The organism is Oceanicola sp. 22II-s10i (assembly GCF_002210105.1).
Classification (GTDB): Bacteria; Pseudomonadota; Alphaproteobacteria; order Rhodobacterales; family Rhodobacteraceae; genus Pseudooceanicola.
This window is the reverse complement of the sequence record NZ_AQQU01000004.1, coordinates 1-13,820: the sequence shown is the minus strand read 5'-3', so window position 1 is coordinate 13,820 and position 13,820 is coordinate 1. Positions and strand designations below refer to the sequence as shown.

Below are 13,820 nucleotides of genomic sequence, written 5' to 3'. Positions count from 1 at the left end.
AAATGAATCACATCAGGCGCAGGCAAAGAGGGGCCGATATCATTCCATATTATGGGATGAATTTCGAAATCCCGGCCTCCCCGGAGTATTGACGCCAGCTGATCTCCGGCTTGCGGCGCCCTAGTCCTCGCCCAGCTCAGCCAGCCAAGGCGGGTTCGCGCCGCTGTGCCCGACCGTCACCGCCGCTGCCCGCGCGCCGAGTTCCAGCGCGGCGGTCAGCGTGGCGGGATCGAGGTTCCGCACCCCGTCCCGGTCCAGAACGCCCGCGCGGTGGAGCCCGGCCAGAACGCCCGCGTTGAACGTGTCACCCGCCCCGATGGTGTCGACGACGCTGGCCGGAACGGCGGGCACCGCGACCGTCCTGTCGCCGGACAGATAGCCTGCCGCCCCCAAAGCACCGCGCGTGACGATCACCACCGCCGGGCCGAGGGCGCTGATCGCGCGGGCGCTGTCGGCCTCGGACGCCGGACCCGGCATCAGCCAGTCCAGATCGGCATCCGACAGCTTCACGATATCGGCCCGCCGCAGCATCCGGTCCAGCCGGGCACGATACCGCGCCTCGTCGTCGATGAAGCCTGGCCGGACGTTCGGGTCGATCATCACCACCCGGTCCGCCCCGGCACGGTCCAGCAGCGCGGCATAGGCATCGGCGCAGGGTTCGACCGCCAGGCTGAATCCACCGAACAACAGAGTCGATACCACGTCCGGCAGCGCGGGCAGGTCGTCCGGCGTCAGCATCCGCCCGGCCGTGTTCTCGTCGTGGAAGCTGTAGCGCGCATCGCCGCCCACGATGTGGGTGAAGGCCAGCGTCGTGGGCCGCGCCGACCGGACCGAGAGCGTGGTGTCGACGTGGCTGTCCGCCAGCGCGCGGACCAGAAACTCGCCGAAGAGGTCCGTGGACAGGCCGGTAAATACCCCCGCCGGTAGACCGAGCCGGCCGAGCGCGATCGCCGTGTTCAGCAAGCCGCCGCCGGGATGCGGGACGTAGCCGTCACGCCCGGCCGTGGTCGGATGCGGGATCATGTCGATCAGCGCCTCGCCGCAGCACAGGATCATCCCCCTGCCACCCGTCATGGCGTCGCCGCCTCGATGAACGCGTCCTCCCACAGCGTGAACAGGCGGCTGCGCCGGTTGGCGTCCATCGCGATCAGCAGCGCGGGGGACAGCGCGATCGCGCGCTTGGCGCTCGGCAGCAGGCCGGATTCGTCCGGGTCCGCCCGCATCGCCAGCCCCGCCGCGGCCAACAAAGCCCGACCTTCGGACGAGAGGACGAAGTCGAGCAGCCGCGCGGCCCCGTCCGGGTTCCGCGCCGCGCGCGGGATCAGCAGGCTGCGGGACAGGACCAGCGTGTAATCCTCGGGCAGGATGACGCCCACCTCGGGCGAGAGCGCGCCCGCGATGTAGGAGCCGAGCACGTTGTAGGCGATGTAGTAGCGCCCCTCAGCGACACCGTCGATGATCTCGGCCGAGCAGCAGGTGGCGATGGCGCCGACACGGGCAAAGCCTTCGAGCATCGCGCCGAAGGTCGTCGCCTCGAGGCTGTCGATATGGGCGAAGAGGTAGCCCAGCCCGGATTCCTGTATGTCGTAGGTGGCGATCCGCCCACGCAGGAAATCCGGCTGCGCGCGCATCATGTCGAGCAGCGCAAAGCGGTCGCGCGGGATGTCCGCGCCGCCGATCGCGCGCTTGTTGTAGACGGTGACGGCGGGTTCCTCGGTGATGCCCCAGATCTCGTCCCGCCAGCGACGGTCGGCGGGCAGCGCCGCCGTCAGGGCCGACCGGTAGGGCGCGGCGCAGGCGGCGTTGACCAGCCAGACCATCTGCTGGACGGCGGAGGAGATCACGGCATCGGCAGGGTCGCCCTGCCCCTGACAGGCCTCGCGGGTGATCGCGAATAGGTCGTTGGACCCCCACTGCTCGTAATCGACGGACAGATCCGGGTTGGCGGCGATGAAGGCGTCGATCACCGGACGGATGATGCCGATGTCGGTGGTCGAGCGGACCAGCAGCACATCGGGCCCCGCGCCGAAGCGTGCCCGGTCCTCCTGCGCCATCGCGGGGAGGGACAGGCTGAGCGCCAGGACGCAGGACACAGCGATCGCGAGGGAGACAAGGTGTTTCAGGGCGTATCCTCCGCCTGCAGCGCGGGCAGGATCAGCGAGACGCGGAACCCGTCGTCCCTTTGCGCCATCTCCATCCGCCCGCCGAAGGCCGCCGCCACGGCCTTGACGATGGACAGGCCCAGACCCGCGCTGTCCTCGGGCGAGGACTGGCTGCGTTCGAACCGGGCGCCCAGCCGGGCCGTGGTTTCGGCATCCGGTCCGGGGCCCGCATCCTGCACCCAGAGCGCGGCCTCGGCGGCGCCCCCCTCCACCCCGATCAGGACCGGGGCGCGGCCATGCTTGAGCGCGTTGGACAGCAGGTTCCGACCCGCCTCGGTCACGGAGAACGCGTCGGCGGCCACCATCACCGGCTCCTCGCCGATCACCAGCCGCACCTCGGCCCCCGGCGACAGCAGTTCGTGATCGCTCCGTTCCACGATGTCCAGCGCCACCTCGCGCAGGTCGAGTGGCAGGCGCGGGGCGCTGTCGGTGCGGTGGATCACCAGCGCGCGAGACAGGAGCTGGTCCAGCAGCGTGCCCAGCGACCGGGTTCGCGCCAGCAGCCGCGCCAGCGCCCGCTCGCGCGGCTCGGGCTCCGGGATGTCGAGGATCGTCTCGGCCTGCACCCGGATCGCGGCGACCGGGGTGCGCAGCTGGTGCGCGGTGTCCGAGATCAGGTTGCGCATCGCGTCGACCTGCCGGTCGAGCCGCCCCATGAAGCGGTTGACGGCGCCCAGCATGACCTGCAACTCGCGCGGCAGGCCCTCGGTCGACATGGGGGTCAGGTCGTAGGGGTCGCGGGCGGTCATGCCCTCGGACAGCGCGTCCAGCGGGCGCATCGCCCCGCGCACGACGAACCATGCCATCACCAGCATCGCGATCCCGGCCAGCAGCATCGGCCACAGCGCGTCCAGCATCAGGTCCAGCGCCATCGCCTGCCGCGCCCGCAGCGTCTGGCCGACGGTGACCGACACCTCGCCCGAGAAGTCGCGTTCGGCAAAAAGCCGCGTCACCCGGACATAACGCGCCGGCTCACCCTGCATCTGCGCGTCGAAATAGACGGGCCCCACGGCCCCCGACCCGCGCGGACCCGCCGGGGTGTCGTCCAGACCGGTCAGATAAGTGCCCGCCGGACCCCTCACGACGTAGTGGATGCGGTCGTCCGGGGCCTGCGCCAGCAGCTCGAAGGCCGAGACCGGCAGGTCCGCCACCGGCACGCCGCCCTGCACCCGCACGGATTCCGCGATGTCGTTGGCCGCCCCCAGCAGGATCCGGTCATAGGCCTGCCGCGCCGCCTGCCGCCCGTTGAACCAAGTCGAGCCGGCCACCAGCAGGCCGCCCGCCACGAGAATCCCGATCACCGCCGCCAGCACCCGCGCGACGAGGCTGACCGGGGGGCGCGGCTCAGTCATCCTGGCAGATGCGGTAGCCGATACCGCGCTGCGTGGCGATCGAGACGCCCGAACCCGCCAGCTTCTTGCGCAGCCGGGCGACGTAGAGCTCGATCGCGTTCACGCCGACATCGGCGTCGTCGAAGCCGTAGAGGGAATCGTAGAGCCGCTGCTTGGTCAGCACCTGCCCCTGATGCCGCATCATGACGTCGAGCAGCGCCGCCTCGCGCCGGGTGAGGTCCAGCCGGGCGCCGTCCAGCGTCGCGGTCTGGTTCGCCGGAAAGAACACCAGCGGCCCGAGGGTGATCTGGTCGCCCCTGTGTTCGCCCTGCCGCCGCACGATGGCCCGCAGCCGCGCCTCGAGCTCGCGCTGATCGAAGGGCTTGCCCAGGTAGTCATCCGCCCCGATGTCCAGCGCGCCGACCCGGTCGTCCACGGAGACGAGGGCCGTCAGCATCAGCACCGGGGTCCGGTCGCCCCCGGCGCGGATATCCCTGAGGAACGACAGGCCCGACCCGTCCGGCAGGTTGATGTCGAGGATGACGGCGTCGTAGCTCTGCACCGCGTGGAAATCCCGCGCCTCCTCGATGCAGGTGGCAAGGTCGCAGACGATGCCCGACCGGCCGAGGCGTGCGACCACGCCCTCCGCAAGGTCGACGGCATCCTCGACCATCAGCACCCGCATCGCAGCGCCCTTCCTTCCGGTCCCTGCCTTTCACCCGAGTTAATGACAGGTTCGTGACAGGTTGTTGCGTTAGAGACCCTTCCTAACCCGCGACGGGGGAGACTGCCAAGCGCAGCACGGTCCAGCGGGGAATTTCCGGTGTGGCGCACAAAGACGCGCGTCTGCCATCAAGAGGAGGACATCCATGATCTTCAATGCAACCCGCACCTTCGTTGCGGCTGCCGTGCTGGGCGTTTCGGCGCTGGCCGCCAACGCGCAGTTCATGCCCGAAAGCCCCGAGTGCATCGCACCGGCGAACCCGGGCGGTGGCTGGGACTTCACGTGCCGCCAGGTCGGCAAGACGCTGCAGGACCTCGGCCTGATCGACAAGACCATGCAGGTCGTCAACCTCGCCGGTGGCGGCGGTGGCGTGGCCTATGCCGAAGTCGTCAACAAGCGCAACGACAGCAACGACCTGATCGTCGCCGCGTCGTCCGCGACCGCAACCCGCCTCGCGCAGGGTGCGTTTCCGGGTAACACCATGGACCAGGTCCGCTGGGTCGCCTCCGTCGGCGCCGACTACGGCGTGATCGCCGTGGCCGCCAACAGCGAGATCACCTCGCTCACGCAGCTGCTCGACCAGATCAAGGCCGATCCGACCTCGGTTTCCGTCGCGGGCGGGTCCGCCGTCGGTGGCTGGGACCACCTGAAGGTCCTGATCGCGGCCAGCGCCTATGGCATCGAGGACGTGCGCAAGGTCAAGTACATCGCCTTCGACGGCGGCGGCGAGGCCGTGACCCAGCTGCTGGCCGGTTCGGTGCAGGCCTTCACCGGCGACATCTCGGAAGCCAAGGGCTTCGTCGACTCGGGCGACATCAAGGTGATCGCGGTGCTGGCGCCGGAGCGTCTGGACGGTGAATTCGCCGACTTCCCGACCGCACGGGAACAGGGCGTCGACGCCATCGGCGCGAACTGGCGCGGGTTCTACGCACCGGGCGGCATGTCGGACGAAGCCTATGACGCATGGGTGTCCAAGATCGGCGAGCTCTACGCATCCGACGAGTGGAAAGCCGTGATGGCTGCCAACGGCATGGCGCCGCTGGACCTGCAGGGCGACGCCTTCCAGACCTTCGTGTCGGAGTCGGTCGCGCAGATCCAGAACATCTCGCGCGAGATCGGCATCATCAAGTGATGTCCTGAGCTCCTCCCTGCGCCGGCCACCTCACGGCAAGGCGCAGCCCGGACCGCCGCCCTGTTGGGGAGGCGGCGGTCCACCTACTCCAACCCTGACCGAGGAGGTTCCGCCATGAGCGACCGCATCTTCGGCCTGTTCGGCGTCCTTCTGGCCATCGGATTCGCGCTTTCGGCGCTGACGATCGAGGAAAGCTTCCTCTCCGATGCGGTCGGGCCCAAGGCCTTCCCAATCATCATCGCCGTCATTCTCGGCATCTCGTCAGCGGTCATCGCGCTGCGGCCCGATCCGGAACCGGCATGGCCGCCGCTGGCGCGGCTGGTCGAGATCGGCGCGGCTGTCGTCGTCATGATCCTCTACGCCGAATTCCTGCCCGAAGCGGGCTTCGTCATCGCCACCGCGTTCGCCGCCGGCTACCTCGCCTGGCGCCTCGGATCGCGGCCGCTGGAAGCGGTGGCCACCGGCATCGGCACCTCGGTCGGCATCTACGTGATCTTCCACCTCGTCCTCGGCCTGTCGCTGGCCCGCGGGCCCTGGGGCTTCTGAGGACAGACAGATGGAAACACTTGCATCCCTCGGCGACGGCTTCGCCATCGCCCTCACCTGGCAGAACCTCGGGCTCGCACTCCTCGGCTGCTTTCTCGGCACGATCATGGGCGCCCTGCCCGGCCTCGGGCCGTCGAACGGCGTGGCGATCCTGATCCCGCTGGCCTTCACCCTCGGCCTCGGCGCGACGCCCTCGCTGATCCTGCTGACCTCGGTCTATTACGGGGCGATGTACGGCGGGCGGATCAGTTCGATCCTGCTGAACATCCCCGGCGACGAACCGGCGATGATGACCTGTCTCGACGGCTACCCGATGGCCCGCAAGGGCCTGGCGGGCGAGGCGCTGTCGCTGTCGGGCATCGCGTCCTTCGTCGGCGCCTTCTTCGCGACCTGGGGCCTGATCCTGCTGGCCCCGCAGCTGGTCAAGATCGCCCTGCTATTCGGACCGGCGGAATACTTCGCCCTCTTCGCGCTGGCGTTCATGACGCTGGGCGGCGTGTCCTCCACCAACCAGGCGAAATCGGCCTTTGCCGCCGCGCTCGGCCTCGGGCTTGCGACCATCGGCGTCGACACCCAGACCGGCGTGCCACGCTTCACCTTCGGCGAGGTGCACCTCTACGACGGGCTCGACTTCCTCGTCGCCATCGTCGGCCTGTTCGCGCTGTCCGAGGTCTTCATCTTCCTCGAAACCCGTCACGGCGGGGCAGAGGCGGACGGCAAGAAGATGGAGATCGGCCGTCTCTATCCGCCGATGTCGATGGTGAAACAGTGCACCCCGACGATGCTGCGGACCTCGGTTCTCGGCTTCCTCGCGGGTGTCCTCCCCGGCGCGGGCGCCTCGCTCGGCTCGTTCATCTCCTATTCGATGGAAAAGCGGCTGGTCGACAAGGAAGGCACCTTCGGCAAGGGCGATCCGCGCGGCGTCGCGGCCCCCGAGGCGGGCAACAACGCCGCCGCCGGTGGCGCGCTGGTGCCGATGCTGGCGCTCGGCGTGCCGGGGTCTGGCACGACCGCCGTCCTGCTGGCGGTGCTGCTGGCGCTGAATATCACGCCCGGTCCGCTGCTGTTCACGCAGAACCCGGACGTGGTCTGGGGCCTGATCGCGGCACTGTTCATCGCGAACTTCATGCTGCTGGCGATGAACATCCCGATGGTCGGCATCTTCACCCGCGTTCTGATGATCCCGTCGCGCGTGTTGATGCCCATCGTGGCGATGGTCAGCTTCGTCGGGATCTACGGCATCTCGGGGTCGTCCTTCGACCTGCTGGTGATGATCGGCTTCGGCGTGATGGGCTGGCTGCTGCGCAAGTTCGACGTGCCGCTGGTGCCGATCATCCTCGGAACGCTTCTGGGCAATTCGATGGAGAACAACCTGCGCCGCGCGATCACCATCGACAACGGCAACTGGCTGACCCTGTTCGACAGCCCGCTGGCGCTGACGCTCTGGGCCATCGCGATCATCGGCTTCATCCTGCCGCTGGTCGTGGGCCGCAAGGTCAAGGCGTCGATGCACGAGAAACGCGACCAGCCCGGCTCGACCGCCGACTGACACCCATCACTCACGCGAACCCGCGCGCGCCTCGCGACCCGGAAACGGGCCGCGGGGTTTTTAGTACCCGCCGGATCAGACCTGATCCAGCAACCAGCCGGTAAAGGCCCGCATGTCGGCGTCATCCGCCATCTGCGGCTGAACCATCAGCGCGAAAGACCCGCGCGTCGGGCGCAGCTTGTCGAAGGGTGCGACCAGCGTGCCCGCCTCGAACTCGCTCTGCACCAGCGCCTCGATCCCGATGGCGATGCCATGCTGCCGCTTGGCCGCCTCGATCGCCAGCACCCCGCCTTCGAAGCTGCTGCCCCGGTCGGCGGTCACCGCCCGGAAACCTGCATGGTCCAGCCAGCGCCGCCAGTCGTCGGGCCGGGCGCGGGAATGCAACAGGTGCGCGGTGGCCAGGTCGACCGGCCCGTCCGCCAGCAGCGCGGGGGAACAGACAGGCATCGTGCGGATCGGCATCAGGCGATGCGTGACCAGCCCGCTCCGCTCGGCCCCGTCGGAGACAGCGATCACCGCGTCGAAGCGGGACGGGATCAGGTCCAGCGGGCTCGTGCTGGTGTGCAGGTCGAGCATCAGGCCGGGCAGGTCCTGCCGCAGCCGCGTCCAGCGCGGCAACAGGAAGCCCGAGGCGAAGAACCCGTAGACCCCCAGCGTCAGACGCCGGGGCTGGCGCAGCTTCACGCCCTTGGCCGCCTCGGCGATACGGTCGAAGGAAATACTCAGCTCATCCGCCAGCGCCGCCCCGGCCCCGGTCAGTGACAGGCCGGTCGCCGAGCGGATGAACAGCTGCGTGTCCATCGCCAGTTCCAGACCCCGCACATGGCGGCTGACCGCGCCGGGCGTCACAGACAGCTCGTGCGAGGCCTGCGTCATGGAGCCATGGCGCGCCGCCGCCTCGAAGGCGCGGAGGGCGTGCAGCGGGGGAAGGCGGCGACCGGACATACATTGAGTATGACTCAATAGCCCCGGCAAACAAGTCGTTTGCGATTGCGTCAGGCTATCGGCGATCCTGCGCGCGACACCCACGATGAGTCGGGCCGCCCCGCCCGGAGGAGGACACATGAACGATCTGGACCCCAAAGGCGCAGGCTTCGCCACCCCCGCCGCGCGCGTGACCCGCGCCGCCTTTGCCGAACGCTCGCAGGACATCGCGCCGGATTGCCGGGGCGAGAACTTCTACGACCTCGATCCGGCCTTCCGCAGCCTGCTGCCGCTCTACATGGACCGGGCACTGCTGGATCACCTGACCCCGCACCTGTCCGAACTGGGCGAACTGGCGGGCAACCGGCTGGGCGAACTGGCCGACACGTCGGAACGTCACGAGCCCGAGCTGCATTTCCGCGACCGCTATGGCCGGAACGAGGAATGGCTGGAATTCCACCCCGCCTACCGCGAGATGGAGGCGATCGCCTTCGGCCGGTTCGGCATGCACGCCATGACCAACCGCGCGGGCGTCCTCGGCTGGCCCGAGAAGATGCCGCCGATCGCGAAATACGCCTTTCACTACCTGTTCAGCCAGGCGGAATTCGGGCTGCTGTGCCCGGTGAACCTGACCGACTCGTCCTCGGACCTCGTCCACCGCTACGGCTCGGACGAGATCAAGGCGCGCTACCTCGACCGGATGTGGTCGCAGGACATGGGCGAGCTGATGAAATGCGCGCAGTTCATGACCGAGAAGGCGGGCGGGTCGGACATCGGCCGGTCGGACCTGACGGCAGTGAAGGACGGCGACCAGTGGCGGCTTTGGGGCGAGAAATGGTTCTGCTCCAACGTCGACGCGGACGCGGCGGTGCTGCTGGCGCGGCCCGAGGGCGGCGCGGACGGCAGCCGGGGGCTGGGCCTGTTCCTGATGCCCAAGGTGCTGGAGGACGGCAGCCGCAACAGCTATCGCATCCTGCGGCTGAAGGACAAGCTGGGCAGCAAGTCCATGGCCTCGGGCGAGATCTCGTTCGAGGGTGCCGTGGCCTACCAGCTGGGCGACCTCGACAAGGGGCTCAAGCAGATGCTGGTGATGGTGAACTCCTCGCGCATCTCGCACCTGACGCGGGCCGCCGGGATGATGCGCCGCTGCCTGAACGAGGCGATGATGGTCGCGCGCCACCGCAACGCCTTCGGTCGCCGGGTGATCGACCATCCGCTGATGCGGCGTCAGCTGATGAAGCTGATGGTGCCGACCGAACAGTCGCTGTCCGCGCTGCTCTACACCGCCGCCGCGTCGTCCAACCCGACGCCCGAGAACGAAAAGCTGCTGCGCATCCTGACGCCGATCTGCAAGTACCGCGCCTGCCGGGACAACGTGCCGGTGGCGACTGGGGCGCTCGAGGCGCGGGGCGGCAATGGCTATATCGAGGACTGGCCGAACGCGCGGCTGGTGCGCGACGCGCACCTCGGGCTGCTCTGGGAGGGAACCAGCTCGATCAACGCGCTGGACGCGGTGCAGCGTGCCGTCGGCAAGGCGCGGGCGCACGAGGCGCTGCATGACGACCTGTCCGAACGGATCGGCCGCGCCGCCCTGCCCGGCCAGTTCCGCACCCGCCTGAGCGGTGCGCTGGATCGTGCCGTGGCCTTCGCCGAGGAGGTGGCCTCATCGCCCGAGAACGAACGCTTCTGCCGCGAGGCGTCGGCGGACCTCTACCACGTCACCACGGCGACGCTGATGGCCGAAGAGGGCCGGACGCTGGGCGCGGCGGGCGGTGACGCGCGGCGGATGCTGCTGGCGCGGTTCGTGCTGGAGCATCGCCTGCGCGAGGCCGCGCCGGGCCGGATCGAGGCCAGCAAGTGGGAGAACGAGGCGACCGACCTGCTGCTGTCGGACGCGCCGGTGTCGCTGGCCGACGCGGAACGGCTGGTCAACGCCTGACACTAAAACGCCGCGCCACCCGGTCGGGAGGACCACGGGGCGCGGCGATCCGTGGCGGTACGGGGGGCCGCCACGGAATCTCTCTGGATCAGCGGTTCTTGAAGTGCGGGGTCCGCTTTTCGAAGAAGGCGTTCAGCGCCTCCTGCCGGTCCTCGCTGATCTGCTGCGGGTGGATGTAGTCGACGTAGTCGTATTCGTTCTGCAAATACCGCAGCTGCATGTCGCGGTAGTGCCCCACCTTGATCGCCTTGGTGTACATCGGCGGGATTTCGAGCAGCATCTCGGCCCAGCGGGTCGCTTCCTCCATCAGCTTCTCGCGCGGGACGACCTCGTTCACGATGCCGAAATGCGCGGCCTTCTTGGCGTCGATGAAACGGCCGCCCTTCCACGACAGCAGCATGTATTCCAGCGACAGCTTGAACGGCATCAGCGGCAGATAGCCAATCGGTGCGATGGCGATCCCGGCCTTCGCCTCGGGAAAGCCGAGGATCATGTCATCGGCCGCGATGGTGATGTCCGACCCGCGCATCGCAAAGCCATAGGCCCCGCCCATGCAATAGCCCTGAACGGCGGCGATCAGCGGCTTGAACAGCTTGGTCCCGTTCGGCGGATAGGCTTGGTGCAGCCGGTGCGGGATGCCGCTGTCGTCCTTTTCCTTCAGGTCCTTGCCGACGCTGAAGTGGTCGCCGTTGGCGCAGAGCACGCCGACGAGCGCGTCCTCGTCCGCTTCCAGCCGGATCCACGCCTCTTTCAGCATGTCGGCCATCGGGCCGTCCATCGCGTTGCGGACCTCGGGTCGGTTCAGGGTGATGTAGGCGATGCGGTTGCGCACCTCGTAGAGGACGGGCGCGTCCTTGGTCCACAGGGCGGGGTCGGTGTATTTGGTCATGTCGGTTCCTCGTTGATCCTTGTGTCAGGCAGCGGCCTTGGCGCCGCCCTTGGGCACGGCGGTCGTGCCGATGATGCCCCGCGCCTCGAGCCCCTGCAGATCCTCCTGCGTCAGGCCGAGGACACGGGTGAAGACGTCCTCGTTGAACTCGCCCAGCGTCGGCGAGGGGTTGTTGATCGGGCACGGCGCACCGTTCAGGCGGTAGGCCGTGTTCTGCAGGATCATGTCGCCCACGAAGGCGCGGTTGACTGTGACCCATGTGTTGCGGGCGGTCATGTTGGGGTCGGTCAGCATGTCCGGGGTCGCGCGGGCCACGCCCGCCGCGATGCCCAGCGACTGGAGCTTTTCCATCTCCTCGTCCGAGGTCATCCCGGCCAGCCAGCCGTTGATGGCCGCGTCGATCCGGTCATGCTGCGCGCGCCGTCCCTCGACGGTGGCGAGCGCCGGGTCGTCCAGCCCAATAAGCCCGGCCAGCGCCTGCCATTCGGCGTCGGAGCGGACGGTCAGCACAAGCCAGCTGTTCTCGCCCTTGCAGGCATAGGCCCCCTGCGGGGCGAAGCTGCGGTGGCGGTTGCCGATCCGCTCGCTGACCTTGCCGGTCGCGGACTGTTCGGTGATGCCGCCCGCACAGAGCGTCAGCATCCCCTCGATCTGGCTGAACTTCGCGGTCAGCCCCTGCCCCGTCTTCTGCCGCGCCAGCAGGCCGAGGATCATCGTGGTCGCCGCGTTGTAGCCGCCGACCGGATCGCCATAGGCATAGGCCCCCATCGTCGGCGGGTCCTCGGGGTTGCCCATGAGCGTCGGCAGTCCCGTCGCCTGTTCCAGCGTCCCGCCATAGGCGCGGGTCGCGGACCATTCGTTGTCCAGCCCGAAGGCCGCCATCGGCACGATCACGAGGTTTGGGTTCGCCTGCCGCAGCACGTCGTGTGTCAGGCCCAGCTTGGGCAGCACCTCGGAGGAATAGTTCTCGATGAACCCGTCCGCCTCGGCCACGATGTCGAGCAGCATCTGACGCCCTTCCGGCACGGTCAGGTCGATGGTCACGCCTTTCTTGTTCCGGTTCATCATCAGGTAGGCGTAGTTCTTTTCGTAGGTCCGCTCCTCGTAGAACTCCCGGTTGTAGTTCGTGCCGCGCCACCAGTCGGGATAGGAACAGCCCTCGACCTTGATGACCTCGGCGCCGAGGTCGGCGAGGTGGCGGGTGCAGAACGGCCCGGCCCAGCCCATCGACAGGTCGACGATGCGGATCCCTTCCAGCGGCATCCGTCCCTTGGGTGCGCGCTGCCCCGCCGGGCGCGCCTCGGGCGCGGTGGCATAGGCCGCGTCGTCGCCGCCGGCCAGCGGCGCGGTGCCGCCGTGCGCCGGCTCCATGTCGCCGCCGAGGCGGGCGGGCAGGATCGGCCCTTCGAAACTCGCATCACCGATCCGGACGGGCACGAAGGCGGCGCGTTCACGGTGGACCTTCTGCTGCAAGAGCTGGTCCATGCGTGGCACGATGACGACCGGCAGCTTCAGCTTGTTGCAGATCCAGAACCATTCCTCGGAGGTCTTGGTCGCGATCACCGGCTCGAGCGTGGCGTCCAGCTGCGCGGCGTTCTGAAGCCGCACGTCGTGGGTCTTGTAGAGCGGATCCTCCGCGATATCGCCCAGCCCGAACGCCTCGCACATGCCGCGCCACTGGGCATGGGTGACGGTCGAGACCCCCAGCCAGCCGTCGGCCGTCTTGTAGATCGACGCCGGGTAATGCCGCCCGAACAGGTTCACGCCCGAGCGTTTGCGCGGGGTCCCGCGAGAGGCATAGCTCATGTCCAGTTCGACCGCATGGGCCACGGCATCCTGACAGCTCAGCTCCACGCTGCGTCCGCCCGAGGTGCGGTCGAACAGCGAGGCGGCGGTCGGGATGAAGGCGGCGAGGCCGCACTTGATGCCGGTCTGGCCATCCTCGGTCACCATCGGCGGGCCCTCCACCGCGCCCATGCCCTCGACCAGCCCGCCGAGGGCGCGGATCACGGCCTCGGACGCCTCGTAGTTCTCGTAGGGCCCGCCGGTCCCGAAGGCGGTGACGGCGGTCAGGACCAGACCCGGATGCGCGGCGGTCAGGGCGTCATGCGCCAGCGGTCCCGACCTGGTGTCGGCGGGCTTGCGGGCGTCCAGCACGACGTCGCAGGACGCGGCCAGCGCGGCGAGGTGCGCAGCATCCGCCGCGGTCCGCCAGTCGGCGGTGACCGAGCGCTTGTTGGTGCTGGCCCATGCGAACCACGCGCTTTCCTGCCGCCCGCCGCCGATGTCGATCACCGGGTGCATCTGCCGCAGGGGATCGCCGCCCTGCGGTTCGGCCTTGATGACCTCGGCCCCGAAGTCGGCGAAGATCTTGCCGCAATAGCTCAGCGCGGTGCTGCTGCCGATTTCGAGAACGCGGATGCCGTCGAATACTGCCATCTGTGTCAGGTCCTTTCTTTTCGCGCGCCCCGAACGGGCGGCGGCGTCATGCGTGGGTCTTGATGGTTCATCGGGGGCCGGGGCGCGGTCACGACAGCGCCCCCTTCAGATCGAGTTCGTCATGGCGGCGGCAGCGCACGATCCGACCGTCGCCGCGGCGGATCAGCTTCTGAGGCTCCGCGCAG

At 68.7% G+C, this 13,820-nt stretch carries 11 protein-coding genes; 4 read left to right on the top strand and 7 right to left on the bottom strand.

The genetic code is table 11. From position 1 onward, the window contains the following. Positions 1–120: 120 nt before the first annotated feature. From ATO6_RS11815 to ATO6_RS11800, 4 genes are read right to left on the bottom strand one after another with little or no spacing between them, the layout of a single operon-like run. Positions 121–1,056 (bottom strand): carbohydrate kinase, encoded by a 936-nt coding sequence (locus tag ATO6_RS11815; protein WP_088624224.1) that lies wholly within the window; start codon positions 1,054–1,056, stop codon positions 121–123. A gap of 14 nt (positions 1,057–1,070) precedes the next feature. Then, a complete protein-coding gene (locus ATO6_RS11810) occupies positions 1,071–2,093 on the bottom strand; it encodes an ABC transporter substrate-binding protein (protein ID WP_254919132.1) in 1,023 nt (340 codons plus the stop codon). A 26-nt stretch (positions 2,094–2,119) separates the two neighbouring features. Continuing rightward, positions 2,120–3,514, bottom strand: a complete 1,395-nt coding sequence (locus tag ATO6_RS11805) for a sensor histidine kinase (protein WP_088624223.1) — start codon at positions 3,512–3,514, stop codon at positions 2,120–2,122. After that, positions 3,507–4,178: a response regulator transcription factor gene (locus ATO6_RS11800; protein WP_088624222.1), complete on the bottom strand. Its 672-nt coding sequence runs from the start codon at positions 4,176–4,178 to the stop codon at positions 3,507–3,509. Before ATO6_RS11800 ends, ATO6_RS11805 begins: the two co-directional genes overlap by 8 nt. A 184-nt stretch (positions 4,179–4,362) precedes the next feature. On the opposite strand from ATO6_RS11800, the gene ATO6_RS11795 reads away from it, so the two are divergent. The 3 genes from ATO6_RS11795 to ATO6_RS11785 all read left to right on the top strand — a co-directional run bounded on the left by ATO6_RS11795 (position 4,363) and on the right by ATO6_RS11785 (position 7,444). After that, positions 4,363–5,349, top strand: a complete 987-nt coding sequence (locus ATO6_RS11795) for a tripartite tricarboxylate transporter substrate binding protein (protein ID WP_088624221.1) — start codon at positions 4,363–4,365, stop codon at positions 5,347–5,349. Between the two features lie 114 nt (positions 5,350–5,463). Further along, positions 5,464–5,895: a tripartite tricarboxylate transporter TctB family protein gene (locus ATO6_RS11790; RefSeq protein WP_088624220.1), complete on the top strand. Its 432-nt coding sequence runs from the start codon at positions 5,464–5,466 to the stop codon at positions 5,893–5,895. 10 nt (positions 5,896–5,905) lie between these two features. Next, complete coding sequence (locus ATO6_RS11785) at positions 5,906–7,444, top strand: tripartite tricarboxylate transporter permease (protein ID WP_088624219.1); 1,539 nt, start codon at positions 5,906–5,908, stop codon at positions 7,442–7,444. A 75-nt stretch (positions 7,445–7,519) separates the two neighbouring features. Here ATO6_RS11785 and ATO6_RS24810 read toward each other — a convergent pair whose 3' ends face one another. Next, positions 7,520–8,389, bottom strand: coding sequence for a LysR substrate-binding domain-containing protein (locus ATO6_RS24810; RefSeq protein WP_176440905.1), 870 nt, complete (start codon positions 8,387–8,389; stop codon positions 7,520–7,522). Between the two features lie 118 nt (positions 8,390–8,507). On the opposite strand from ATO6_RS24810, the gene ATO6_RS11770 reads away from it, so the two are divergent. Continuing rightward, positions 8,508–10,307 carry an acyl-CoA dehydrogenase family protein gene (locus ATO6_RS11770; protein WP_088624217.1) on the top strand — a complete coding sequence of 600 codons (1,800 nt, stop codon included), beginning with the start codon at positions 8,508–8,510 and terminating at the stop codon, positions 10,305–10,307. An 88-nt stretch (positions 10,308–10,395) separates the two neighbouring features. Here the strand turns inward: ATO6_RS11770 and ATO6_RS11765 are convergent, their stop codons facing one another. Next, on the bottom strand, positions 10,396–11,196 hold the full coding sequence (locus tag ATO6_RS11765; RefSeq protein WP_088624216.1) for an enoyl-CoA hydratase/isomerase family protein: 801 nt from the start codon (positions 11,194–11,196) through the stop codon (positions 10,396–10,398). A 24-nt stretch (positions 11,197–11,220) separates the two neighbouring features. After that, positions 11,221–13,635, bottom strand: coding sequence for a CoA transferase (locus ATO6_RS11760; RefSeq protein WP_088624215.1), 2,415 nt, complete (start codon positions 13,633–13,635; stop codon positions 11,221–11,223). Positions 13,636–13,820 lie beyond the last annotated feature (185 nt).